Origin of the sequence: Haloarcula amylolytica (assembly GCF_049705545.1) — an archaeon.
Taxonomy (GTDB): Archaea; Halobacteriota; Halobacteria; order Halobacteriales; family Haloarculaceae; genus Haloarcula; species Haloarcula amylolytica_B.
In genome coordinates, this window is the sequence record NZ_JBNAMU010000001.1 from 3,111,535 (window position 1) to 3,133,651 (window position 22,117).

Annotated in this window: 24 protein-coding genes; 10 read left to right on the forward strand and 14 right to left on the reverse strand. The window is 65.0% G+C overall.

Annotation, left to right across the window (positions count from 1 at the left end; all coding sequences use genetic code 11):
• Positions 1-12 precede the first annotated feature (12 nt).
• The gene (locus tag ACOZ4H_RS16295; protein ID WP_424330262.1) at positions 13-519 is read left to right on the forward strand and encodes an N-acetyltransferase family protein; all 507 of its coding nucleotides are present in this window, start codon (positions 13-15) and stop codon (positions 517-519) included.
• Positions 520-578: 59 nt separating this feature from the next.
• Entirely contained in the window at positions 579-848 is a 270-nt protein-coding gene (locus tag ACOZ4H_RS16300) for a hypothetical protein (protein ID WP_424330263.1), read from the forward strand.
• Positions 849-906: 58 nt separating this feature from the next.
• On the opposite strand, the gene ACOZ4H_RS16305 is transcribed toward ACOZ4H_RS16300, so the two are convergent.
• Complete coding sequence (locus ACOZ4H_RS16305) at positions 907-1,329, reverse strand: SHOCT domain-containing protein (protein WP_424330264.1); 423 nt, start codon at positions 1,327-1,329, stop codon at positions 907-909.
• A gap of 61 nt (positions 1,330-1,390) precedes the next feature.
• A complete protein-coding gene (hisS, locus tag ACOZ4H_RS16310) occupies positions 1,391-2,698 on the reverse strand; it encodes a histidine--tRNA ligase (protein WP_424330265.1) in 1,308 nt (435 codons plus the stop codon).
• 256 nt (positions 2,699-2,954) lie between these two features.
• Between hisS and ACOZ4H_RS16315 the strand changes: the two genes are divergently transcribed.
• Positions 2,955-3,620 carry an RAD55 family ATPase gene (locus ACOZ4H_RS16315; RefSeq protein ID WP_424330266.1) on the forward strand — a complete coding sequence of 222 codons (666 nt, stop codon included), beginning with the start codon at positions 2,955-2,957 and terminating at the stop codon, positions 3,618-3,620.
• A gap of 38 nt (positions 3,621-3,658) precedes the next feature.
• Here the strand turns inward: ACOZ4H_RS16315 and ACOZ4H_RS16320 are convergent, their stop codons facing one another.
• The 4 genes from ACOZ4H_RS16320 to ACOZ4H_RS16335 all read right to left on the reverse strand — a co-directional run bounded on the left by ACOZ4H_RS16320 (position 3,659) and on the right by ACOZ4H_RS16335 (position 6,322).
• Entirely contained in the window at positions 3,659-4,276 is a 618-nt protein-coding gene (locus ACOZ4H_RS16320; RefSeq protein ID WP_424330267.1) for a DUF7411 family protein, read from the reverse strand.
• Positions 4,277-4,621, reverse strand: coding sequence for a DNA-binding protein (locus ACOZ4H_RS16325; protein ID WP_050037501.1), 345 nt, complete (start codon positions 4,619-4,621; stop codon positions 4,277-4,279).
• An 87-nt stretch (positions 4,622-4,708) separates the two neighbouring features.
• Positions 4,709-5,170 carry a 30S ribosomal protein S19e gene (locus ACOZ4H_RS16330; protein ID WP_424330268.1) on the reverse strand — a complete coding sequence of 154 codons (462 nt, stop codon included), beginning with the start codon at positions 5,168-5,170 and terminating at the stop codon, positions 4,709-4,711.
• 117 nt (positions 5,171-5,287) lie between these two features.
• Entirely contained in the window at positions 5,288-6,322 is a 1,035-nt protein-coding gene (locus ACOZ4H_RS16335; RefSeq protein ID WP_424330269.1) for a lysylphosphatidylglycerol synthase transmembrane domain-containing protein, read from the reverse strand.
• Positions 6,323-6,418: 96 nt separating this feature from the next.
• Between ACOZ4H_RS16335 and thiL the strand changes: the two genes are divergently transcribed.
• Positions 6,419-7,285, forward strand: coding sequence for a thiamine-phosphate kinase (gene thiL / locus ACOZ4H_RS16340; protein WP_424330270.1), 867 nt, complete (start codon positions 6,419-6,421; stop codon positions 7,283-7,285).
• A 30-nt stretch (positions 7,286-7,315) separates the two neighbouring features.
• Here the strand turns inward: thiL and ACOZ4H_RS16345 are convergent, their stop codons facing one another.
• On the reverse strand, positions 7,316-8,566 hold the full coding sequence (locus ACOZ4H_RS16345) for a site-2 protease family protein (protein ID WP_424330271.1): 1,251 nt from the start codon (positions 8,564-8,566) through the stop codon (positions 7,316-7,318).
• Positions 8,567-8,662: 96 nt separating this feature from the next.
• Positions 8,663-8,911 (reverse strand): DUF7123 family protein, encoded by a 249-nt coding sequence (locus ACOZ4H_RS16350; protein ID WP_004518404.1) that lies wholly within the window; start codon positions 8,909-8,911, stop codon positions 8,663-8,665.
• A gap of 418 nt (positions 8,912-9,329) precedes the next feature.
• Between ACOZ4H_RS16350 and pyrH the strand changes: the two genes are divergently transcribed.
• Positions 9,330-10,016, forward strand: coding sequence for a UMP kinase (pyrH, locus tag ACOZ4H_RS16355; protein ID WP_424330272.1), 687 nt, complete (start codon positions 9,330-9,332; stop codon positions 10,014-10,016).
• On the forward strand, positions 10,017-11,654 hold the full coding sequence (gene lysS / locus ACOZ4H_RS16360) for a lysine--tRNA ligase (protein WP_424330273.1): 1,638 nt from the start codon (positions 10,017-10,019) through the stop codon (positions 11,652-11,654).
• A gap of 53 nt (positions 11,655-11,707) precedes the next feature.
• Here the strand turns inward: lysS and ACOZ4H_RS16365 are convergent, their stop codons facing one another.
• Entirely contained in the window at positions 11,708-11,884 is a 177-nt protein-coding gene (locus ACOZ4H_RS16365) for a hypothetical protein (protein ID WP_008311078.1), read from the reverse strand.
• A gap of 67 nt (positions 11,885-11,951) precedes the next feature.
• A complete protein-coding gene (locus ACOZ4H_RS16370; protein WP_424330274.1) occupies positions 11,952-12,842 on the reverse strand; it encodes a universal stress protein in 891 nt (296 codons plus the stop codon).
• Between the two features lie 103 nt (positions 12,843-12,945).
• On the opposite strand from ACOZ4H_RS16370, the gene ACOZ4H_RS16375 reads away from it, so the two are divergent.
• The gene (locus tag ACOZ4H_RS16375; protein WP_424330275.1) at positions 12,946-14,712 is read left to right on the forward strand and encodes a site-2 protease family protein; all 1,767 of its coding nucleotides are present in this window, start codon (positions 12,946-12,948) and stop codon (positions 14,710-14,712) included.
• Between the two features lie 134 nt (positions 14,713-14,846).
• A complete protein-coding gene (argS, locus tag ACOZ4H_RS16380) occupies positions 14,847-16,586 on the forward strand; it encodes an arginine--tRNA ligase (protein ID WP_424330276.1) in 1,740 nt (579 codons plus the stop codon).
• Between the two features lie 63 nt (positions 16,587-16,649).
• On the opposite strand, the gene ACOZ4H_RS16385 is transcribed toward argS, so the two are convergent.
• Entirely contained in the window at positions 16,650-17,441 is a 792-nt protein-coding gene (locus tag ACOZ4H_RS16385) for an alpha/beta fold hydrolase (protein ID WP_424330277.1), read from the reverse strand.
• Between the two features lie 141 nt (positions 17,442-17,582).
• On the opposite strand from ACOZ4H_RS16385, the gene ACOZ4H_RS16390 reads away from it, so the two are divergent.
• Positions 17,583-18,269: a helix-turn-helix domain-containing protein gene (locus ACOZ4H_RS16390; protein ID WP_424330278.1), complete on the forward strand. Its 687-nt coding sequence runs from the start codon at positions 17,583-17,585 to the stop codon at positions 18,267-18,269.
• Between the two features lie 57 nt (positions 18,270-18,326).
• Here ACOZ4H_RS16390 and ACOZ4H_RS16395 read toward each other — a convergent pair whose 3' ends face one another.
• Entirely contained in the window at positions 18,327-19,145 is an 819-nt protein-coding gene (locus ACOZ4H_RS16395) for a MinD/ParA family ATP-binding protein (RefSeq protein ID WP_424330279.1), read from the reverse strand.
• Positions 19,146-19,566: 421 nt separating this feature from the next.
• On the opposite strand from ACOZ4H_RS16395, the gene prf1 reads away from it, so the two are divergent.
• The gene (prf1, locus tag ACOZ4H_RS16400; RefSeq protein ID WP_424330280.1) at positions 19,567-20,823 is read left to right on the forward strand and encodes a peptide chain release factor aRF-1; all 1,257 of its coding nucleotides are present in this window, start codon (positions 19,567-19,569) and stop codon (positions 20,821-20,823) included.
• A gap of 125 nt (positions 20,824-20,948) precedes the next feature.
• On the opposite strand, the gene ACOZ4H_RS16405 is transcribed toward prf1, so the two are convergent.
• Together ACOZ4H_RS16405 and ACOZ4H_RS16410 are read right to left on the reverse strand one after the other, a co-directional pair.
• Positions 20,949-21,341: a DUF6276 family protein gene (locus tag ACOZ4H_RS16405; RefSeq protein WP_424330281.1), complete on the reverse strand. Its 393-nt coding sequence runs from the start codon at positions 21,339-21,341 to the stop codon at positions 20,949-20,951.
• 56 nt (positions 21,342-21,397) lie between these two features.
• Positions 21,398-22,090, reverse strand: coding sequence for a V-type ATP synthase subunit D (locus ACOZ4H_RS16410; protein ID WP_424330282.1), 693 nt, complete (start codon positions 22,088-22,090; stop codon positions 21,398-21,400).
• Positions 22,091-22,117: the final 27 nt, after the last annotated feature.

The following is a 22,117-nucleotide window of genomic DNA, read 5'->3' on the forward strand; positions in this document are numbered from 1 at the left end:
AAAGGAGTGAGTATGTCCAACGCCGCCGCGGCGGATCACGAGTTCCCCCGCCCGCCCGAAACGTTCACCGACCACGACGGGCGGACGGTGACAATCGAGGCCTATGACGGCGACATCGACCCACTGGTGGAGATGTATGCTGACTTCGGGACCGACTCCCGGTCACAGGGCGTGCCACCACGGACTGAAGCAGACATTCGCGACTGGCTGCCAAATCTTGTCGAAGACGGCCTGAACGTCGTCGTCTGGCACGAGGGGCAAGCCGTCGGCCACGCCGTCCTCGTCCCGTACCAAGACACCTCGGAACTGGCGATTTTCGTCCATCCGGACTACCAGCACGCCGGCATCGGCTCACAACTCATCCGCGTGCTCCTTGGATACGGGCAGGAGAACGGGCTCGACCGCGTCTGGCTCTCCGTCTCGAACACGAACCACGTCGCCCGAGCACTGTACGAATCGGTTGGCTTCGAAACAATCGCCAAAGAGCGCGTGGAGATGGAGATGGAGCGGGCACTCTGATCGGCCACCCTTGCGGACGGCCCACACAGCGATAAATAGCGGCCACGCGAAAGTGGTGTATGGACCTCGCCTCGCACCCGGAGACACTGACTTGCAAGGCGTGTGGCACGGTAATCGAGGACGCTGGCTACCTCCCGGCGACCGAGCGGAACGGGACGTACCACCCGCTGGTCGACGCGGCGGTCTGTGACGCCTGTGGCTTCAACGACATCGGAATGGCTGGCTGTGCGCCCGAACTCGACGACGTGGTTGATCCAGGACCGGACGATACGCTTCTGTACGTTCGCCTGACTGACAGTGGCATCGAGGTCGTCAGCGCGAAGGAGTGAAATGTCGAGTGTCTCGCACTGACCGCCCGCCTGCGGTACGGCCCGAATACGATGGCCGTCACTCGGTTTCGAGACTGACTTCTCTGTCGGTCTCACGGACCCCCTTCTCGGTCCCGCTGTTCGCCGAGAGCGATTCGGTCTCCAGCAGGCGGTCAAGTCGCCGCTCGAACTCGCTGTCGGTCAGTTCGCCGCGGGCGTAGCGCTCGCGGAGGTGGTCGACCGGGTCCACCGGCGACTCCGCTGGGGCAGTTACGGCGGTTTCGTCCGTCTCTGACTCGTCCTCCGGGGACTCAATCATCGGCAGTTCCGAACCCAACAGGGCGACGAGCGGGGCCAGGATGAACCAGCCGAGGATTATCGACACCGGTGCGATGACGTTGCCGAGGCCGGCCGCCCCGCCGAGCATGGCGACGCCCGTCGACAGTATCACGATGGCGGCGACGAGCTTCCACCTCGGGAGGGCGATGGAGGGGAGCTGCATGTCGGACAATCAACACGGCGGTCGCAAAAAGCTACTGTCGTCGGTCGGCCGCTCGGCCGCGCTATTCCGTGAAGTCCTCGAACGTCGGCCGTTCGTGGTCGCCGGGGAACTCCGAGAGCGGGACGCTGACCTGCTCGCCGTCGTCCATCTCCTTGAGCGTCACCTCGTCGTTTTCCAGGTCCTGCTCGCCGACGATGACGACCATCTCGGCGTTGATGCCGTCGGCGTAGCCCATCTGCGCGCCGAAGGAGCGGTCGGCGACGTCGCTCTCGACGACGTGGCCGCGCTCGCGCAGGTCCCGGGCGATGCGGGCCGCCGTCGGCCGCGTGTCGCCGACCTGCAGGACGTAGTAGTCCGTCGACAGCTCCTCGGCGGGCCAGACGCCGGCCCGCTGGCAGAGCAACTGAAGGGTGGCGTGGCCGGGCGCGAAGCCAACGGCCGGCGTCGACTGGCCGCCGAAGCCCTCGATGAGGTCGTCGTAGCGGCCGCCGCCGAACACCGAGCGAGAGACCTCGCCCGTCGAATCGAAGCACTCGAAGACGACGCCGGTGTAGTAGTCCAGCCCGCGTGCGGTCGTCAACGAGACGGTGAGGTGCTCGCGGACGCCAAAGTCCTCGGCCGCGTCGAGCACTGCCTGAAGATTGTCGGTCGCCGCGCGGACGTCCTCGGAGCCGGTGAGGTCCGCGAGCGCGTCGATTTCCTCGGCGTCGATCTGCAGCATCTCGTCGAACTTGTCGGCCTGCCCGTAGTTGAGCCCCGCTTCGACGAGCGCATCGAGGTAGTCGTCGTGGTCGACCTTCGCCCGCTTGTCGACCGCGCGTATCGCCTCGGGCACGTCCACGTCGGCCCCAAAGGACTCCAGCACGCCAGCGAGGATGTCCCGGTGGGAGACGCGGATCTCGAAGTCCTCGCCCGTTAGCCCGAGGTCGGTGAGCATGTCCACGGCGACGGCCAGAATCTCGGCGTCGGCCGTCGGCTCCGCCGACCCGAAGATGTCGACGTTAGTCTGGTAGAACTCCCGGAACCGGCCCTGCTGGGGCTCCTCGTAGCGCCAGAACGGCCGCGTCGACACCCACTTGATTGGCTTCGAGAGCTCCTGTTGCTTGGCGACGAACATCCGTGCGACGGTCGGCGTCAGCTCCGGCGTGAGCGCGACTTCGCGCCCGCCCTTGTCCTCGAAGCTGTACAGTTCCTCGACGATCTCCTCGCCGCTCTTGTCGACGTACATCTCGGTCGGCTCGAGAGCCGGCGTGCCGATCTCCCGGAAGCCGTAGCGCTGTGCGACGTCTTCCAGCGTGTCCATGGCCCACCGCCGAGCCTGCATCTCCTCGGGGTAGAAATCACGAAAGCCCTTGACGGAGTCGTACATGTCCGCGTCTACAGCGAGGGCGCGCTTGAACCTGTTCGTTCACGCCGGCCGTGACCCTCGAACACGCGCCAATACCTACCGGTAGAGACCCACTAAGACGCCGAAACACTGCTGGTTTCGCCGACAGTCTGTCCGTAACAGCGATATCGACTACCACGCGCTGGCGGCGATAGCGATAGAGACCGGCTATACGGTAGATGGTACGCGTTAGAGAGCCGACAACAAAGGGAGACTCTGACGGGCGTGTCTGTATGGGATGGGCAGTGAATCGGTGGACGCCGCGCGGGGTGAGACAGTGACGCAGCGATTCGAGACGGGGGTTCGAGCACTCGACCGGAAATTAAACGGCGGCATTCCGACTGGAAGCCTCGTCACGCTGCTCGCCGAACCGGCGAGCCAGGCGGAGCTGTTTCTCTCCGAGTTCGTCGCCCGGCAGGAGACGGTGTATCTCTCCGGCGAACAGGCACCGACGACGGTCACGTCGGCACTGCGGTCCCAGCGGGGGACCTACGACGATCTCGCAGTCAGCCAACTAGATCGGGAGGCCCCGGTCAGCGATGCGCTCGCCCACGTCGAGGGGCTCACCGAAGATTCGCTCCTCGTCGTCGACCCGGTCGAACCGCTTGAGCGCGCGGACACGGGAGAGTTTCGGGCCTTCCTCGAAACGCTGCAGGCCAGACTCGCACAGACTGACAGCGTCGCGGTCCTGTACGCGCTCAAACACAGCGCCACGCCGTCACAGCGCCACCGGACAGAGTACACGAGCGACGTCGTGTTCGACCTCGAAACGAAGCGAAACGACGACGCTATCGAAAACAGGCTCTTCGTCCCGAAGTTCCGCGGGGGCCGGGCGCTCACCGAACCGATATGCCTCGACCTCACAGATCGCATCAGCGTGGACACCAGCCGGGACATCGCCTAATCTGACGAACGCACGCGCAGGACTCGAACCGCCGACGGCTACCGCAGGCCCTGCACGCGGGACTGCGTGTGCTCGGGGAATACGTCGGCCACGGCACCCTCGCCGTAGCGCTCCCGCAAGAGCGCGCGGAGTTCGACCTCGTAGTCGGCCTTCGGAATCTCGGCGCTGGGACCGCTCTCGACGATGAGTCGGTCGGCGGCCATCGCGTCGATAGCGCCGCGGCCGATGCCAGCAAGCGGCGCGAGGTAGTCCACGCCGAAGCGATCCTCGACGCTTTGTGCGAGCGGGCGGCCCACCGTCGGCACCCGGTCGTCACGCCGGGTGCCGTCAGCGACGGCGTCGAGTGTGTCGATACCGTCGGCGCCTGCGACCCAGTCAGCGCTGGCGACGGTTTCGACGGCGTGCTCGTGGACCTGCTGGATGCCGTTCCGCGGATAGCCGTCGTCGTACATCTGTTCGACGGCATCGTGGGCCACGTTCGGGTCCAGATCGACCGTCGCGTGGTCGAAGCCGACGGCCGACGCGCTCTCCCGAGCGGGGTCGGTGTCACAGACGCGAAAGGAGCCGCTGACGAGCGTCACGTCGTAAAAGGGGTCGAGCAAGAGCGCCGCCAGCGTCGAGTCCTTGCCCCCGCTGTACAACAGGGCACACTCCATCTACCGGCGCTTGATGTCGAAGCTCTTGGAGTCGGGCGTCAGCTCCGAGAGGAGCTCCTTCATCTGGTCCTCGTCGATCCGGCCCTGCACGCGGCCGCTCTGGGCCAGCGCGACGACCTGCTGTTCGATCTGCTCCCCGACCTGCGGTTTCGACATCTTGACCGTGTTGAGCCGCTTGCGTGCGCCGTCGGTGAGGTTCTGCTTGAGGACTGCCTGCTTCTGGGCGTCGGCCTGCTGCTTGGCCGCCTCCTGCGCCTCGCCCTCGTCTCCCTGCTGTTCCTTGAGCTGCTCCATCTTCTTTTTCCGGAGTTCTTCGAGTTCCTCCTCGCTGGGGTCGCCACTCATAGTTGTATGAAAGTACTGGAGTCGGTCGGAAAACGATTTCGGAGCAGGGGCTACGGACCGACTGAAAAACAGCGAGAAAGGCGTCAGTTACGCGTAGCGTTCGAGCTCCGGACGGTCGAGTTCCGTCAGGAGGTCGCCTGCGGTGTCGTCGAGGAGACTGCGGCCCTCGCCGGTGATGCGGCGGCCGTCGTTCTCGCTGGTCTCGACGTAGCCAGCGTCTTCGAGCTGCTGGAGCGCCGTCCGGATGATGTTGCCCGAGCCCTTGGTCTTCTGGTGGGGGCGGACGCGGTAGCGGGTCGTCCCCTGCTTCGAGGTGCCGTACTCGGAGCGGAGGGCGTTGACGCCGACGGGGCCGTCGACGGCGACCTTCCGGAGGAGACTGGCCGCGCGTCGCGCCCAGAAGTCTTCCTGCTCAGGAGGGAGTTCGCGGTCGACGCCGGTCTTGGTGTACTCGGCCCAGTCCGGCGCTTCGATGTCGTCTTCGTCTGCGAGCGTCTCCGTGAGTGCCTCGATGAGTTCCTCGGGGGGAACGTCGTAGAGTGTAGCCATTGCAGATTTCTTTCCGTCGCCGTCATTTAAACGCGTCGTTCGCAGTCGGCGGGCGTGAACCGTTCACTCGCCCGTAGGGCAGCGATGATGCCACCCACCTCCAGTTGTGAACGGTCGTCACTCTTCGGGCGATGCGGCCCGGTCGACGCCGAGCGCGGTAGCGACGCCGCCACCGATTACCGTCGGCAACAGGTAGCTCCCGACGCGGTGGATCAACACCGCCGAGGTGGCGAGGGCGGCCGAAACCGTGGCTGTCGAGACCAGTAGCGTCACGAGAACCGTTTCGATAGCGCCGGACCCACCGGGGAGCGGCACGACGCTGGCGATGCTCGCGACGGGGACGACGAGCAGGACGACCTCGACCGGCACCGGCGTCCCCACGGCGTACAGCGATGTCCACAGCGAGGCCGATAGACAGGCCCAGCCGAACGCCGAAAGCCCAAAGGTCTGGAGGACTGTCCGCCGGTCCGTCGCGATGCGTTCGATGGCTGAGAAGAACCCCTCGATTCGCCCCTCGATGTTGGCCGCGGACGGCGGTGACCACCGGGGCACGATATCCGACAGCGTAGCGAGGGCCGGTGCGACACCGCGAGTGATCGCCGCCTGAACACGGTACCGGTGTCGCCAGCCCAGGACAGCGGCAATGGGGATACCGACCGCGAGTACCGCGACAGCACCGGCGGCAAACGCCAGGTTCCGGGTCAACTGGACCGCACCGGCGGCGACAAACGTGAAGCCGACGATGGCGTAACCGACCGACGGCAGAAAATGGACCGTGTCGACGGTGGCGATAGCCGCCAGCCCGGTCTCGTACTCGGTGTCGGCGGCCGTCGATATCAGCAGCGCGCTCAGTGGCTCGCCACCGGCCTGACCGAAGGGCGTGACGTTGTTCGAGAACACGGCGGCGACGAACACGAGAACGGCAGTGTGTGGCGCCACCGGCGCTCCGAGCGCTTGCAGCACCGTCCACAGCGCCAGCCCCCACGAGACGAGCCAGAGCATGGCGATGCCCGCGACGGCGAGAAGCGCCCCCGGATCTGCCGTCGTGAGCGCGTCCAGCGTCTCGCCGATGCCGACGAGCCACACCAGCCCCGCGAGGACGGCGAGCGCCGCCGCGAACCCGGCGACCGTCGCCAACCGGTTCCCATCCATGTGGATGGGATTGTCAGTCTCCGGTTTCAACCCACCGACCCTGTCCCGCCAACCGATATCCGCGGGGGTTTTGCCCCGGGACACCGACGACCGGGTATGGACGAGCGGGCTGCACTCGCCGACCTCGCCGACCGGCTTCCCGACGCGGGCGACGACTGCGCCGTCGTGGACGGGCAGGTCATCACGACCGACATGCTCCACGAGCGGACGGACTTCCCGACGGGGACGACCCGCTACACAGCCGGCTGGCGGGCCGTCGCCGCCTCGCTGTCGGACGTGGCCGCCATGGGAGCCGACGCGAGCGCCGCGGTGGCTGCGTACGGCGCACCGTCGTTCGAAGCGGACGAACTCGCGGCGTTCGTCGACGGCGCACAGGACGTGTGTCACGCGGTCGGCGCGGAGTACGTCGGCGGTGACCTGGACAGCCACGACGAGTTCACCGTCGCGACGACAGCTATCGGGGCCACCGCGGACCCGGTCCGGCGTTCGGGCGCGACACCCGGCGACGCGGTCTGTGTCACCGGAACGCTGGGCCGGTCAGCCGCCGCCCTCGAACTGTTCGACCGGGGCGACACTGGCCGGGCGAACGAGCTGTTTCAGTTCGAACCCCGCGTGCGTGCAGGCGTCGCACTCCGAGCGCACGCGACGGCGATGATGGATTCGAGCGACGGCCTGGCCCGCTCGCTCTACCAGTTGGCCGAGGCCAGCGGTTGTGGGTTCGCTATCGAGGAACCGCTCCCGATAGACGCGCAAGTCGACGCGCTCACCGAGACGCCACAGGAACGACGGGAGCTGGGCGTGTTCTTCGGCGAGGACTTCGAGCTGGTCTGTACGCTGCCCGAGTCAGATGTTCCCGAGGCCAAACAGGCCGTGCCGTGCCCGCTCCACCGGATCGGAACGGTCACCGAGCGCGGCGTCACGCTCGACGGGGAGGCGCTTCCGGACCGCGGGTACTCACACTGAGAACGGCCAGACCGCGACGCGAGCTAACGGTCAAATCGCACTTATCTCGAACGGAACCGGCGTGAAACAGGCCAGTCCCAGTATGAAGGTAAACAGGCCCAGGAGCATCCGCCGTCGGTCCAGCGTCGCGTCCACGGTCGGTCTGGCGGGACCAGCATACGCGAGCCCAGTAGCGAACAGGCCCCAGAACACCCACAGCCCCCAGACGCCGAAGCCGACCGGCGGCGGGTCGCGGGTGAAATACAGGTAGCCGGCGAGTGCGAACAGCGCGCCGGGAACGGCGGCGGCGACGGTTTCCTGGCGCTGTCCGACGATGGACCGCACGATGTGGCCGCCGTCGAGTTGCCCGACCGGGAGCAGATTCAGGAACGTGAAGAACATCCCGGCCCAGCCGGCGAACACGATCGGGTGGACCGACTCGCCGGGACCGACCTCGGTCCCGAGTCCCAGCGTGTTCACCAGGGCCTCCAGCGCCTGGAACAGCAGCGGATAATTGAACGTGATGATGACGCCGGTGTCGCTGTTTGCCACGCGTTCCGGAACCGTAATCGGGTCTATCGAGAGGCCGATGACGGTGACGACGGTCGTCGCGACGAGGCCGGCGAGCGGGCCGGCGACGCCGATGTCGAACAGCGCCGTTCGGTCGGGGATGCGCCCGCGGATGTTAATGACCGCCCCCATCGTCCCGAGGTACGAGGGGAACGGGATGAAATAGGGGAGCGTCACGTCGACGCCGTGGTAGCGGGCCGCGGCGTAGTGGCCCAGTTCGTGGATACCGAGTACGCCGAGCATCGCGACCACGAACGGCCAGGCCTCGAAAATCCGAAGCGGTGCCTCAGCGACCGGAATGTAGTACCAGGCGCTCGCCCCGACGTAGAGGGTAGAAGCGATGGTCGCGAGCAGGAGCCCGATGTTGAGCCACGGGATGCCGCCGGCGCCCGTGTCGGCGGGCTCCGCCACCAGCGCGTACTGGTTCGGGCGCGGCTTCAACGCATCACCGGAGGCAGTAATCGAATCATCGACCGCTGGACCACCGACAACAGTAGTTCCACCGTTGCTCGTCGCGGTAGTCGCATCGGTCGATTCGGGGTCGAGTTCTTCGAGTCGAACGTCGTAGCCCCGCTGTCGGAACACCGGCCCGAGTTGCTCAGCGACTGCGTCCGGAGGCACCAGCGGGTCGCCGATGTACTTGACAGTTCCGCCCGTCCGCCGCACTGACGAGACGGAGAACACGCCGGCCAGTCGGTCAGGCGACGGCGGATCGGCGGCGGAACCACTCATCGACTATGCGTAAATGGTGCGGGCACAAATACTCCGCGAACGATCACACGGCTGGCAGGTGAAACCGTCCGAGAAATGTACGCGGGGACCAGTCGCCTACGCCGGCTCGATACGCCAGGTGGTCGCGCTCGTGTACGACCACTTCTCGACATTGATCTCGGATGCGCTGTCCTTGAGCTTGACCATCAGGGCACCGATCTCCTTGGGAGAGAGACCGACTTCGTCAGCGATGAACTTGCTCTTGAAATACATCTCGCCGTCACTTGCCTTCTCTGCGAGGAACGACTTCAGTCGCTCTTCTTTGGAGGGCTCTTCCTCGCCGGAGGGCGTTGCAGTAGCGCTCATCTTTGTCACCTCACTTCTCCGTAACCCCGCCGGGAGTATATAAAGGAAGGAACCTTCAGGTCACTTCGGTCACTTTCAGGACAAATCGAGCTAAAACGCATTTTTTACGACGCTTTCAGATTCTTTTAGACGTTTTACAAAGCTTTCTCAGCCCATAGATTGCTTCTCGTGTCGGCGTGTTTTGAACGGTCTGTAAAAGAGGAATATCACCTTCTGGGGCACCAGTAAACGGCATATTTCGCTGATAGAGTGGCAGAACCGTCAGACGCGTGTCAGCGCGTCAGGCACGCGTCACACGGTTGTCTGCTCCGAGCCCAGTCGACAGCAGTCGCTGTGGGGACCAGAAAGGACGACCTAGAGAGACGGCGACCAGTGGCCTTGACAACCCTTAAGAGTGCATCGCGGTTACGGCGGGCTAATGAAAGTCGTCGTCTCCATTGGCGGAAGCGTACTGGCCCCGGACCTCGACGCGGACCGGGTCGCCGCCTACGCCGACGCCATCCAGTCGCTCGATGCACAGGGGCACACGCTCGGAACCGTCGTCGGCGGCGGACCGACCGCCCGCGACTACATCGGCAGCGCTCGTGACCTCGGCGCGAACGAGATCGAACTCGACCAGCTCGGCATCGCCGTCACGCGGTTGAACGGCCGGCTGCTCATCGCCGCCCTGGACGACCGCGCGGCACCGACGCCTGCTGAGAGCTACGACGAGGGCCGGGAAGCCATCCGTCGCGGGGACATCCCCGTCCTCGGCGGCATCGTCGCGGCACAGACCACCGACGCCGTGGCGGCCGCCTTCGCGGAGTACGTGGGCGCGGACCTGCTCGTGTACGCGACGTCGGTCCCAGGCGTCTACGACGCCGACCCGAACGAGGACGACGACGCGACGCAGTTCGACGAACTCGGCGCGGACGAACTCGTCGACGTGATCGCCGACATCGAGATGGACGCCGGCAGCAGCGCTCCCGTAGATCTGCTCGCCGCGAAGATCATCCAGCGGTCCGGCATCCGGACAATAGTGCTCGACGGTACCGACCCCGAACGCGTCGTGCGCGCGGTGGAGGACGGCGAGTTCGAAGGATCCGAGATCCTCCCGGAGGCATAGATGGCGGAAGACCCCTACGAGGTCGGCCGCGGCGGTAGCCGTGCCTTCTGGGCCGACTCCGTCGCCGACGCTATCGAGGCGCGCGACCCCGACGAGCCGATAGTCATCAAAGGCGGCGTCTCCCCCTCGGGCGTCCCCCACATCGGCCACTTCAACGAGATTATGCGGGGCTACTACGTCGCCGAGGCCCTGCGGGACCGCGGCCGCGAGGTCCGGCAGGTGTTCACCGCAGACGACAAGGACCGACTCCGGGCGGTGCCCCGCCAGCTCGCCGACCTCGACTGGAACGTCGTCGGCCTCGGCGAGGTCGACGCCGGCGCGCTCGGGCGGAACCTCGGAAAGCCGTACACCGATATCCCGGACCCCTTCGGCTGCTGTGACTCCTACGGTGCCCACTTCACGACGCTCCTGCGAAAAAGCGCCGAGCTGGTCGGGGTGGACGTGGAGTTCGTCTCGAACACCGAGCTGTACGCCGACGGCGAGTTCGAGCCCGTGACGCGGCGCGTGCTGGAACGCGCCGATCGGGCCCGCGACGTGCTCGCAGAGTACCAGAACAAGGTCGACGACGACTACGTCCCGTTCCTGCCCCAGTGTGCCGACTGCGGGAAGATAACCGAGGGCGTCACGGCGGTCGACCTCGACGCCGGAGAAGTCGAATACGTCTGTGAGGACGTCGAGGCCGGCGATCAGACCATCGAGGGCTGTGGCCACGAGGGGACGGCGACGCTCCGGGACGGAAAGCTCCCGTGGCGCTTCGAGTGGCCCGCCCAGTGGGAGATTCTGGGCGTCGACTTCGAGCCCTTCGGCAAGGACCACGCCGAGGGCTCCTGGCCCTCCGGCGAAGACGTCGCCGAGAACGTGCTGGACATCCAGCCGCCGGTCCCGATGGTGTACGAGTGGTTCACGCTCGACGGCGAACCGCTCTCCTCCTCCTCGGGCAACGTCATCACCGTCGACGAGGTGCTCGATATCCTCGAACCGGAGGTGTTCAAGTACTTCTTCGTGAAGGACCCCCGGAAACAGCGGGACTTCTCCGTCGAGAACGTCGACCAGCTCGTCGACGAGTTCGACCGGTTCGAGCGGCGGTACTTCGGAGAGGCCGAGGCCAGCGAGGACGACGCGGAACTCGCCGAGCGAGCCTATCCGATGGTTGTGGACGAACCGCGTGAACAGCGGGTTCGAATCCCCTACACGTTCGCCGCCGTGCTCGGGATGACCGACGACCCGGCGCTTCGGGAACAGATCGCCCGGAAGGAGGGCCACATCCCGGATGACGCACCAGAGTGGGCCGTCGAACAGGCGCTCGCCCGCGTCGAGCGCGCCCAGGAGTGGGCCAGCCGCACTGACAACGAGTTCAACTACGAACTCAAGCGAACCGAGATTCCGGACGTGTCCTTCGACGACGAGACGGCGGCCGCGCTGGACGAACTGGCCGATTTCATCGCCGAGGGCCACGACGGCGAGGCGATTCAATCCGAGATCTACGAGACGGCGAAGCGAAACGACATCGATATCGGCGAGTTCTTTTCAGCCGGCTACCAGCTCCTGTTCGACGACACCGAAGGCCCGCAGCTCGGGACGTTCATCGCGAAACTGGATCAGGAGTTCGTTGTGGAGCGGCTCCGCCGGAACGAGTAGTCCTGGGGTAGGCGGGTCCTACCCACCCGTAACAGCCTATTGAAACGGCGACTTCAGGGCGACTGTTCCTGCGTGTCTACCCGTTCGAACATCGGTCCGAGACGCTCGTCGTAGCAGTCCTGACAGACGTACGCGTCGATGACGCCAGTCTCGCTGTGAGTGTGAATCATCGCGTGGACGGTAGCGTCGAACGGGACCGTCTCGCCACAGATACCGCAAGTTTCTGGCATTGTCCGGCACCTGCTTGGGATACGTTCGCACGATACATAGAACGGGTGGTTCGTACACTCTCTCAAGTCAACGGGGCGTCACCAGTACGGGGACGTCAGCGGTTCGGAGAAGTTGCGACGTGACGCTACCGAGCAGCTGGCGCTTCAGGTTCGAACGGCCGTGAGACGCGATAACGACGAGGTCGATGTCCCGGTCGGAAACGTACTCACGGATACCGGTGGCGACACCGTCGAGCGAGGTCGTCCGTTCGACGGCGGTTTCAACCGATACGTCCGGGGCCGTTCTTTTGAGTTCGTCAGCGGTTGCTGCGACGGCGTCACGCCCGTTCTCTTCCAGTCGTTCGATGAACGTCTCGTTTAGCCCGCCGGCGTTGAACGCCCCGCCGGCGGCCTGGATATCGACGACGTTGAGGACGTGTACTGTCGCGTCGTAACAGTCTGCAACCGCCGCACCGTGTCGTGTCGCCGTTTCGGCGTTCGCGCTGCCGTCAGTCGTGACGAGTATCCGCGAGTAATCGAATCCGGTAGTTCCCGTCTCCTCCGCCCCCGAAACGACGAGCACAGGCAACGCAGTTCGGTGCAGGACCTGTTCAGTAACCCCGCCGAGGAGGCGCTTCCCGAGGCCGGTCATTCCCTGTCGACCGAGGACGATGAGTCCTGCGTCGGTTTCGCGGGCGTACTCGTCGATCTGCACGCTCGGTTTCCCCTCCAGAAGTTCCGTCGTGACAGGATGGCCGATATCGGCGGCGAGCGATTCGATGTCCGCGAGGACGGACTCGCCGTGTTCGCGGAGATGTCCGCTTTCGCGGTCCGTTCGCGTGAGCCTACGTGCTCGCTGGTCGACGACGTGAACCGCCTCGGCCGTTGCATCAAAGTCCCTGGCCAGTGCGAGGCCGCGCCGCGCGGCTGCCGTGGATTCGTCGCTCCCGTCGACGGGAATGAGAATGTGGTCGTACATTGTGTGGTCGTTTGCGGCGCGGTCACTTCACCGTTGGCCGCTGGGCGGCGACGGTGTGTCCCAAACCAAACCCTCTTGCTTGGCTAAACCTAGTTTCGGGTAAATGGTGAGTACGCTGACGTGGGTCCTTGCGGGCCTTGTCGCTTACACCCTCCTCGCGATGGCGCTACGGACCCGCGGCGTTGTCCCCGATTATATCCGTTTTAGCGGCCCGATTACGACGATCCACACGCAGAAGGGCAAGGCCGTGCTCGACTGGCTCGCACGGCCAAAGCGGTTCTGGCGGGCCTGGGGGAACCTCGGCGTCGGGTTCGGACTCGTGGTGATGGTCGGCTCCTTCCTCCTCGTCGCGCTCGGGGCCTACCAGGCACTCGTCAACCCACAGCCCTCCGCACTGAACGAACCGCGGAACGCGCTGGCGATCCCCGGCGTTAACGACTTCCTCCCGCTGTCGGTCGCACCCGAGATCGTGCTCGGGTTGTTGCTCGGCCTCGTCGTCCACGAGGGCGGCCACGGGCTCTTCTGTCGCGTCGAGGACATCGACATCGAGTCGATGGGGCTGGCCTTGCTGGCGATCATCCCCATCGGCGCGTTCGTCGAACCCGACGAAAACGAACTCCTGCGCTCTGATCGCGGCGCACAGGCCCGAATGTACACGGCCGGCGTGACCAACAACTTCGCGCTCGCGATCATCACGCTCCTGTTGCTGTTCGGGCCGGTCGCCGGCGCTATCGCCGTCGTCGACGGCGTGCCAGTCGGGAGCCCGATCAACGGAACCCCCGCCGCTGATGCGGGTATCGAGTCAGGCGATGTTATTACGGCGGTCAACGGCCAGTCGGTCGAGAACCAGCAGGAACTCGAATCGGTGCTCGCCGAAAGCGACGCACAGACTGTCGAAGTGGCCCGTAAGGATGCCGAAACAGTCACCGTCGAGCGGTCCGTCGTCGTCTCGGCGGCCCTCCAGAGCGCGCCGCTTGGAACCGGTGAGACGATTGTCTCTGTCAACGGGACTGCCGTGGCTACCAGCAGTGAGTTCGAACAGGCGGCTCGAAACCATCCCGTTGCGACAGTCGAAACTGAGTCCGGGGAGACGGTCACGACCCCGCTCGGCGCATACGTCCTGGTCGCCGAGGACGGCCCGCTCGCCGGGGAAGGGGCACCGAGCGGCGAAGGCATGATAATCACCGAGGTCAACGGGGAGCGAACGCACAGCGGGACGGCGCTGATGCAGGCGCTTGAGGGCGGCGAACCCGGTGACCGGGTGTCGATCACCGGCTATGTCGACGGTGCACGCGAAACCTACGAGGTGACGATGGCCGAGAGCGAGCAGGTCGACAACGGAATCATCGGCGTCAGCATCCAGCAGGGTATCAGCGGCATCCAGGTCAGCGACTTCGGTATCGACGCCTACCCCGCGGCTGCGTTCCTCGAATTCATCGGCGGGTCCCCGGACGAACCCACGTCAGTCTCCGAGTTCTCGTTCGCCCAGCGGATTTTTAGCACCCTCTTGCTCCCCTTCATCGGCGTCGCCGGCGGGTTCGGCTACAACTTCGCCGGCTTCACCGGCATCGCGACGAACTTCTACACCGTCCAGGGCCCGCTCGGGGCGCTCGGAACGACGCCGGTGTTCCTGCTCGCGAACGTCCTGTTCTGGGCCGGCTGGATCAACCTCGTCATTGGCCAGTTCAACCTCATCCCGACGTTCCCGCTCGACGGCGGCCACATCCTCCGGGCCGCGACCGAGTCGTTCGTTTCGCGGCTCCCCGTCTCGGACGGGCGGCGGGTGACGACGGCCGTCTCAATCGCGATTACGGTGTCAATGATCAGCGGCCTCCTGTTGATGGTGTTCGGGCCGCGGCTGCTGACCTGATACGGACTGCTGTCCCTGTTTCTCTCGGCGACCGCCCGACTAGCGGCGGTCGATGTGAATCTGACGTACAGGAGTCCGTCTAACATGGTCGGGGTTTCGTTACCCATTTACTCCCCGCCGCGAAAGCCGAGCGTATGTTCCTGCAGCTCCGTGCGGAGGTCGAGGACGCCCTCGCCGACGCACTCACAGCCCTCGACCTGCCGGCCGAGGACCTCGGTATCGAGGAGCCGCCGGAGGACGTCGACGCCGTGTTAGCGTCGAGCGTCGCCTTCCGGCTGGCCGGCGAGGTCGGTACCGCGCCGCCGAACGTCGCCGGTGACATCGCCGGGGCGATCCACGCCGACGACCTCACCTACGTCAGCGACGTGACGACACAGGGGCCGTACGTCAACTTCCTCCCGAGCGAGGCGTACTTCGCCGAGACGCTCGAATCCGTCACAGACGGCTCGTTCGGGCGGCTCCCCGACCGCGACACCAGCGTCGTTGTCGAGCACACCTCCGCGAACCCGACCGGCCCGGTCCACGTCGGACGAGCGCGCAACCCTATCATCGGCGACGCCGTCGCCCGCGTGCTCGATTACGCCGGCTACGACGTCGACCGCCACTACTACGTCAACGACGCGGGCCGCCAGATCGCCGTGTTCACCTGGGCCTACGAGACCTTCGACGAGGATGACCTCCCCGAACCCGAACGGGAGTCCCCGGAGTACGAGATGGTCCGGTACTACCGCAAAGGCAATACCGTCCTCGAAGAGGGCGACCCGGAGGAGGTCGAAGCGGCGGAGGCCGAGGTCCAGTCGATTCTGCAGGGCCTCGAAGACGGCGACGAGGAGACCTACGAGCGCGTCGCCGAAGTCGTCGACACCGTGCTGGGCGGGATGCAGAGCACGCTCGGCCGCCTTCCGGCCGAGTTCGACGAGTTCGTCAAGGAGACGCGGTTCATGCGCAACGGCGACACGGACGACCTGGTCGACCGGCTGAAGGACCTCGACTGCGCCGTCTACGAGGAGGACGCCTGGCAGCTCGACCTGCCCGACTTCGAAAAGAACCTCGTGTTCCTGCGCTCCGACGGCACCTCGCTGTACACCACACGGGATCTGGCCCACCACGAGTGGAAGTTCGACACCTACGACCGCGCCGTCACGGTGCTGGGCGAAGACCACAAGCTGCAGGCCGACCAGCTCTCGGCGGCGCTGGAACTGCTCGACAACGACACCGACCAGCTCCGGCAGGTGTTTTACTCCTGGGTGAACCTCCCCGAAGGCGGGATGAGCACGCGCGAAGGGACCGGCATCGACCTGGACGACCTGCTGGATGAGGCTCTCGACCGCGCGCGCGAAGAGGTCGAGTCCCGACTGGACGACCGGACCCGCGGCGACCTCGACGAGGACGACATCGACCGCATCGCCCGACAGGTCGGTATCGGCGCGGTGCGCTACGACATCGTCTCGAAGCAGCCGACGAAGGGCATCACCTTCGAGTGGGACCGCGCGCTGGACTTCGAGGCACAGTCCGCCCCCTACGTCCAGTACGTCCACGCGCGCTGCTGTGGCATCCTCGGCGACGTGGAGGCCGACATCCCAGCCGAACCCGACCTCGACCCGCTGTCGGAACCGGAAGAGCGGGACCTGCTCCGCGAACTGGCCCGGTTCCCCGCCGTCATCGAGGCGGCCGCGGACGACCTGACGCCTCACACCGTCGCCACCTACACCCGCGACCTCGCCGAAACGTTCAACGCTTTCTACCGGGAGTGTCCGGTTCTCGACGCCGACGACGAGACCCGCGCCGCACGGCTGGCCCTCGTCGACGGGACCCGGACCACGATTGCGAACGCCCTCGACGCGCTGGGCATCGAAGCGCCGACCTCGATGTAGACGCGGTCCGCGTCGGGAATCCGGTTAGAGGGGCGATTGCTGGGAAAAATCCGTCGAGCCGGCCTATTTCTGCAGGAACGCGTCGACTTCCGCTGCGACCAGGCGAGGTGCCTCGGCGGGGCCGCTGTGGCTGACGCCATCAAACTCGACGAATCGGCTGTGGGGGAGTGCGTCGTGAACGTCCCGGGCACTCTGTCGGAGGAAGTCCGGCCCGCCGGTGCCGGACAGAACGAGAGTCGGTGCGTCGACATCGAGCCGGTCGGGGAGCCGGTACTGTTCGACGGATCGGTTCATCCGGACGACCTCCTCGGCGAGGTCCACGCAGTCGGGCCAGACGGGCCACTCCGCCAGCCAGGCGTCGAGGTCGTCGATACCGTCGGGGTGGAGGACCTGTTCGACGTAGCGTTTCACCGCTTCCTCGCGCTCCCCGTCCCGTATGAGCGACGCCATGCGGTCGGCGAGGTCAGCGTCCGCCCGATACTCGGCGGGAAGCACCGCCGGTTCGTACGCGATGACCGCCTCGACCGGTGTATCCGTCGCAGCCTCGATGGCGGTTAGCGCGCCGTACGAGTGCCCGAACAGGATCGGGTCGCCGTCGACAGCGTCGGCAAGCGCCCGGACATATCGGACCTCACGATCCAGCACCTCGTCGGCGTTTGTTTCCGCCGGGGAGTCGAGACAGGTCCCGAACCCCGGGCGCTGCGGGACGACAGCGCCGTATTCCTCGAACTGTGCGATGACTGGGTTCCAGTACTCCGTGGGAGCCATCCCGCCGTGTAGGAGGAGAAGTGGCTGGCCGTCGCCGTAGCGCTCGAACTCGAATTCAATCTCATCTACGGACTGTGTCGGCTGCATACAACAGTACGGTCGAGCGCAGTCGGGCTAAGCCGTTCTCTCAGTGGTTGGGCCGTTTAAGTAAGGGGCGAAACGAGGACGGCAGCCACGCCGACGCTCTGTTTCGACAGGCGCTTCAGCGTCGGCAGAGAGCGATGCCGTATGGGGCTCGTCGCAGAATTTCAGATCGGCTGTGAAGCGCTGCCGCTCGTGTCGGTCGCGGATGCGGTCCCCGAAGCGTCGATTACCCTCTCCCTGCAGTACAACCATGGCCGCCGCCCGCGGTTCCTCGCTACCGTGACGGGCGGGTCCGAGCAGGCCATCGAGCGGGCATTCACTGATGCCTACGACATACAGGAGTGGACGCGAATCGGGACGGCCGGCGACTCCCAACGGTATCAGGCAGTGCCGGCGCTGAGCTTCGAGGAGCAACTCGGTGGCCAAATCGACGACCTCGACGGGCTCGAAGCACTCGCCGCGGCAGACGCCATCATCGAACGGATAACCGTGACCACAGACGGGTGGGAGCAAATGGGCTGGTTCGCCGACCGAGCGGCGTTCACCGAGTTTTCCTCGTTCTGGCAGCGGAACGCGGAGTTCAGACTGGAGCGGCTGACTCGGGATGCGGAGCCGAAGTCGCCCGGTAACGGACTCACTGACAGGCAACTGGAAGCGCTGCGGACGGCGTACGAGTTGGGGTATTTCGAGATTCCGCGGCGCACATCGCTGGACGCCGTGGCGCAAGAACTGGACATCTCTGCGTCGTCGCTCTCCGAGCGACTGCGCCGGGCACAGACCCAGCTCATTCAGGAAACGGTCGCGACCCTGTGGCCACCGCTCCCGGAATGAGTTGGCACGATGAGACCGAGACAGTGTGACCGAGCGAACCGGCGACGGGAGTGAAAATCAGTTAAACAGACCGAAGACACCGCCGGAGTCCTCGTCGTCGTCGACATCGGAGGTGCCCTCGGTCTCGTCGAGGAACCACTCGTCGTCGAGTATCGTCTCGATATCCGCTTCGGGGCTTTCGCCGTGGAAGAACACGCCTTCCAGCGCCTCGGACAGTCGCTGATAGGCGTCAGCAGCCGTACTCTGGGGGGCGTTGAGCACGAGCGGCTCCTCGGTCGTCGCCTGCGGGTCGTCCGGGATGACCGCAAGCAGCGGGAACTCCATCTGCTCGGCGATGGACGCGACATCAGTGTGGCGGGTCGCACGGTTGATGATCGCGCCGAGAACGGCCCCGTCGATTCGGTCCGCTAGCTGGGCTGTTTTGACTGTATCGCCCACCGCAACGTCATCGGGGGTCGTGACGAGGACGATACCGTCGGCCAGCCCCAGCGGCACGGCGACCTCGTGGCTCAGTCCAGCCCCGGTGTCGATCAGCACCACGTCGTAGGCGTTTCGGAGCGTCTTGATGACTTTCCTGAGCTTTGCGGGGTCAGCGTCGGCGAACGCCTCCAGCGACTGTTCGCCCGGGATCACCGTGAGGCCGCCCGGCGCGTCAGTCAGGGCCTCACTCACGGCAGCCTCGCCAGCCAGAATCTCGTGGAGGCTCTTTTCCGGCTCCACAGAGAGCATCGAACCGAGGTTCGCCATGCCCAGATCTGCGTCGACGACGGCGACGTCGTAGTCCATCTCCTGAAGGACGGCCCCGAGGTTTACCGCGGTCGTCGTCTTTCCGACGCCGCCTTTGCCGCCCGCAATCGTACACACATACCCCGCCATAGTCTGATTGCTTGGGTACAATGCAGGCAGTCATATAAACCCGACTGTCATTTGTCAGACCGCGAAGGGCCAGGCTACGCCCAGAATAGTCAGTTCCACGGCCAATCAAATCGAGCGCTTGTCACACCAGCCGGATCGATGTCACGCTTTCGCAGTTCCGGCACGAGGACCGCTCACTTCGTTCGCGCCCCTCGCTGTTCGCGGGTCGTCCCTCCCCGCTCGCTCATCCGAAGGTCGCGCTTCGCGCGCCCTTCGCTTCTCGCGGCTTCGCCGCTCGATTGATCCGAAACCCTTCGTTTCACTCAGGCTTTCGCTGCTCGCGGCTCATTTCATTCGCCGCTCACTCCTCCTGCGATTCTCGCTTCGCTCGAATCGCACGGCTGTCAACAGGTTCTTACGCCACCTCGGCCAACATAGAGTAATGAGCGAGCAGCAGGAACAGGAACAATCTGACAAGCAGAAATACGAGTTCCGGAAGGTCATAGAGGAACTCAAGGGGTACCAGGGCTCGGGAACCCAACTCGTCTCTATCTACGTCCCCGAGGACAAGCTGATCAGCGACGTCGTCGCCCACGTCACCCAGGAGCACTCCGAAGCTTCGAACATCAAATCGAAGGACACCCGGACGGCGGTGCAGGACGCGCTCACTTCGATCAAGGACCGACTCCGATACTACGACGTGCGACCGCCGGAAAACGGACTTGTCGTGTTCTCAGGAGCGTTCGACACTGGGGGCGGCCGGACCGATATGGTGACCAAAGTACTCGAATCCCCGCCGGACCCCATCGAGTCGTTCCGCTACCACTGTGACTCGGAGTTCCTCACCGAGCCGCTGGAGCACATGCTGGCCGACAAAGGGCTGTTCGGCCTCATCGTGCTCGACCGGCGCGAGGCCAACGTCGGCTGGCTGAAGGGTAAACGAGTCGAACCCGTCAAGTCCGCCTCCTCGCTGGTGCCGGGCAAGCAGCGCAAAGGTGGTCAGTCCGCCCAGCGTTTCGCCCGCCTTCGGTTGGAAGCCATCGACAACTTCTATCAGGAGGTCGCCGGCATGGCCAACGACCTGTTCGTCGCCGACAGACACGAGATAGACGGGATTCTCGTCGGCGGCCCCTCACCGACGAAAGACGAGTTCCTCGACGGCGACTACCTCCACCACGAACTGCAGGACATGGTGCTCGGGAAGTTCGACGTGGCGTACACTGACGAGTCAGGGCTGTACGACCTCGTGGACGCGGCCGACGAGGTGCTGGCCGAACACGAGATGCTCCGGGACAAGGAGCTCATGGAGGACTTCTTCAAGCAGCTCCACAACGGGGACAAGGCCACCTACGGGTTCGACCAGACACGTCAGAACCTCAACATGGGTGCGGTCGAACAGCTGCTTATCTCCGAGGACCTCCGGAAAGACGTGGTCGCCTACACCTGCGAGAACGGCCACGACGAGTACGAACTCATCAACAGCAACGCCGGGACTGACGACCACGAGTGCTCCCGCTGTGGGGCCACCGTCGACGCCGAGGACGGCGAGCGCGAAGACGCTATCGACCATCTGATGGAACTGGCCGACCAGCGCGGCACCGAGACGGTGTTCATTTCGACAGACTTCGAGAAGGGCGAACAGCTGCTGACCGCTTTCGGCGGCGTCGCCGGCCTGCTGCGCTACTCGACTGGTGTCTAACGGGCGTCGGTCGTTCTCTTGTCTCTATGTACTTCTCTGACGAAAACAGCGTAACGACCAGTTCCACCGAAACGAGCTACGGTAGACCCGTCTGTCACGGCTCGGGGAACGGTCGGGCTGCCCACTCACAACAGCTGTTCGAGTTGCCGACGGCGACGACCGAGGTCGATGTGGGCCGCCTCCCCGTAGCTGGCGTCCAGGCGGTCCAACACCAGTAGCGGGTCGACGCCCTCGCGCTCGATTCGCTCCAGCAGCGCGGTGATCTCCGCCCGGTGCATCGCGAGCGAATCGAGCAGCCCGACGAGCAACACCAGTGGGACCGCTGCTCCCTTGTCATCCGGAATCGCGTCGTCGAGATCCTTGAAGTCCGGAATAGCCGAGGGAGGCTCCGGTTCCGGTTGGAGAGCTAAACAGGACTGACAGACGCTGGCCCCCGGTGCGTTCCCGGGGAGAAGCTGCTGGAGATCGTCTGGGACTGGGAACGAAACGAGGTCACCGCCGCAGTCGGGACAGGACATACTCAACCACGAACGGGAAAGCGCAAAAACGATACCGGTCAGGACGGGCTCCCTGTTCAGTCGTCAGCAGTGACCGCTTCGGGCTCTTCTTCCGATTCTTCTTCGGCCGCGAGCGCCTCCTCTTCCTCTTCCTTCTTGGCTTTGATCTTCTTCATGCGGAAGATCTCCTCGCGCTCCTGCTCTTCGAGCTTCTGCTCGATGTACTCCTGGTTGTCGTAGAGGTCGGGCAGGAGTTTGAATTCGAGGGCGTTGACACGACGTTTCGTCGTCTCGATCTCTTCGAGCATCTTCTTCATCGCCGTCTCGACCTCAGCGGCGAGGATGATGTTCTCGAGCAGTTCCTCGTATGCCTCGGCGGCCTCGTCGATGCGGGCCGAGGTCCCCATGACGCCGTAGCCGCGTTCGTCCAGGGACTTCCGGACCTTGCTGGACTCGATCTGCGGGACGACGACGCCCATGATGTTCTTGGATTGGGTCGTCAGTTCCGGGTGTTCTTTCAGTGCTGCGGCGGCTCCACGGACGGCCACGTCGCCCTCCATCGCCCGGGCCATGTTGATCGCGCGCTGGGCCCGCTCGTAGGAATCGTCGAGGTCTTCACGGACGTCCTGGGCCTGGTCCAGAATGTCCATGAACTCCATGATGAGGCCGTCACGCTTCTTCTCCAGCGTGTCGTGCCCACGCTCGGACAGCTCGATGCGGTCCTCGATCTGCATCAGATTCTTGCGCGTGGGTTTGACGTCCTTAGCCATTACGGGTCCTTTTTCGACGTAGGCAGT

Coding starts and splice junctions, on each gene's coding strand:
- ACOZ4H_RS16295 (WP_424330262.1), top strand. CDS start 13: ATGTCCAACGCCGCCGCGGCGGATCACGAGTTCCCCCGCCCGCCCGAA.
- ACOZ4H_RS16300 (WP_424330263.1), top strand. CDS start 579: ATGGACCTCGCCTCGCACCCGGAGACACTGACTTGCAAGGCGTGTGGC.
- ACOZ4H_RS16305 (WP_424330264.1), bottom strand. CDS start 1,329: ATGCAGCTCCCCTCCATCGCCCTCCCGAGGTGGAAGCTCGTCGCCGCC.
- hisS (WP_424330265.1), bottom strand. CDS start 2,698: ATGTACGACTCCGTCAAGGGCTTTCGTGATTTCTACCCCGAGGAGATG.
- ACOZ4H_RS16315 (WP_424330266.1), top strand. CDS start 2,955: ATGGGCAGTGAATCGGTGGACGCCGCGCGGGGTGAGACAGTGACGCAG.
- ACOZ4H_RS16320 (WP_424330267.1), bottom strand. CDS start 4,276: ATGGAGTGTGCCCTGTTGTACAGCGGGGGCAAGGACTCGACGCTGGCG.
- ACOZ4H_RS16325 (WP_050037501.1), bottom strand. CDS start 4,621: ATGAGTGGCGACCCCAGCGAGGAGGAACTCGAAGAACTCCGGAAAAAG.
- ACOZ4H_RS16330 (WP_424330268.1), bottom strand. CDS start 5,170: ATGGCTACACTCTACGACGTTCCCCCCGAGGAACTCATCGAGGCACTC.
- ACOZ4H_RS16335 (WP_424330269.1), bottom strand. CDS start 6,322: ATGGATGGGAACCGGTTGGCGACGGTCGCCGGGTTCGCGGCGGCGCTC.
- thiL (WP_424330270.1), top strand. CDS start 6,419: ATGGACGAGCGGGCTGCACTCGCCGACCTCGCCGACCGGCTTCCCGAC.
- ACOZ4H_RS16345 (WP_424330271.1), bottom strand. CDS start 8,566: ATGAGTGGTTCCGCCGCCGATCCGCCGTCGCCTGACCGACTGGCCGGC.
- ACOZ4H_RS16350 (WP_004518404.1), bottom strand. CDS start 8,911: ATGAGCGCTACTGCAACGCCCTCCGGCGAGGAAGAGCCCTCCAAAGAA.
- pyrH (WP_424330272.1), top strand. CDS start 9,330: ATGAAAGTCGTCGTCTCCATTGGCGGAAGCGTACTGGCCCCGGACCTC.
- lysS (WP_424330273.1), top strand. CDS start 10,017: ATGGCGGAAGACCCCTACGAGGTCGGCCGCGGCGGTAGCCGTGCCTTC.
- ACOZ4H_RS16365 (WP_008311078.1), bottom strand. CDS start 11,884: ATGCCAGAAACTTGCGGTATCTGTGGCGAGACGGTCCCGTTCGACGCT.
- ACOZ4H_RS16370 (WP_424330274.1), bottom strand. CDS start 12,842: ATGTACGACCACATTCTCATTCCCGTCGACGGGAGCGACGAATCCACG.
- ACOZ4H_RS16375 (WP_424330275.1), top strand. CDS start 12,946: ATGGTGAGTACGCTGACGTGGGTCCTTGCGGGCCTTGTCGCTTACACC.
- argS (WP_424330276.1), top strand. CDS start 14,847: ATGTTCCTGCAGCTCCGTGCGGAGGTCGAGGACGCCCTCGCCGACGCA.
- ACOZ4H_RS16385 (WP_424330277.1), bottom strand. CDS start 17,441: ATGCAGCCGACACAGTCCGTAGATGAGATTGAATTCGAGTTCGAGCGC.
- ACOZ4H_RS16390 (WP_424330278.1), top strand. CDS start 17,583: ATGGGGCTCGTCGCAGAATTTCAGATCGGCTGTGAAGCGCTGCCGCTC.
- ACOZ4H_RS16395 (WP_424330279.1), bottom strand. CDS start 19,145: ATGGCGGGGTATGTGTGTACGATTGCGGGCGGCAAAGGCGGCGTCGGA.
- prf1 (WP_424330280.1), top strand. CDS start 19,567: ATGAGCGAGCAGCAGGAACAGGAACAATCTGACAAGCAGAAATACGAG.
- ACOZ4H_RS16405 (WP_424330281.1), bottom strand. CDS start 21,341: ATGTCCTGTCCCGACTGCGGCGGTGACCTCGTTTCGTTCCCAGTCCCA.
- ACOZ4H_RS16410 (WP_424330282.1), bottom strand. CDS start 22,090: ATGGCTAAGGACGTCAAACCCACGCGCAAGAATCTGATGCAGATCGAG.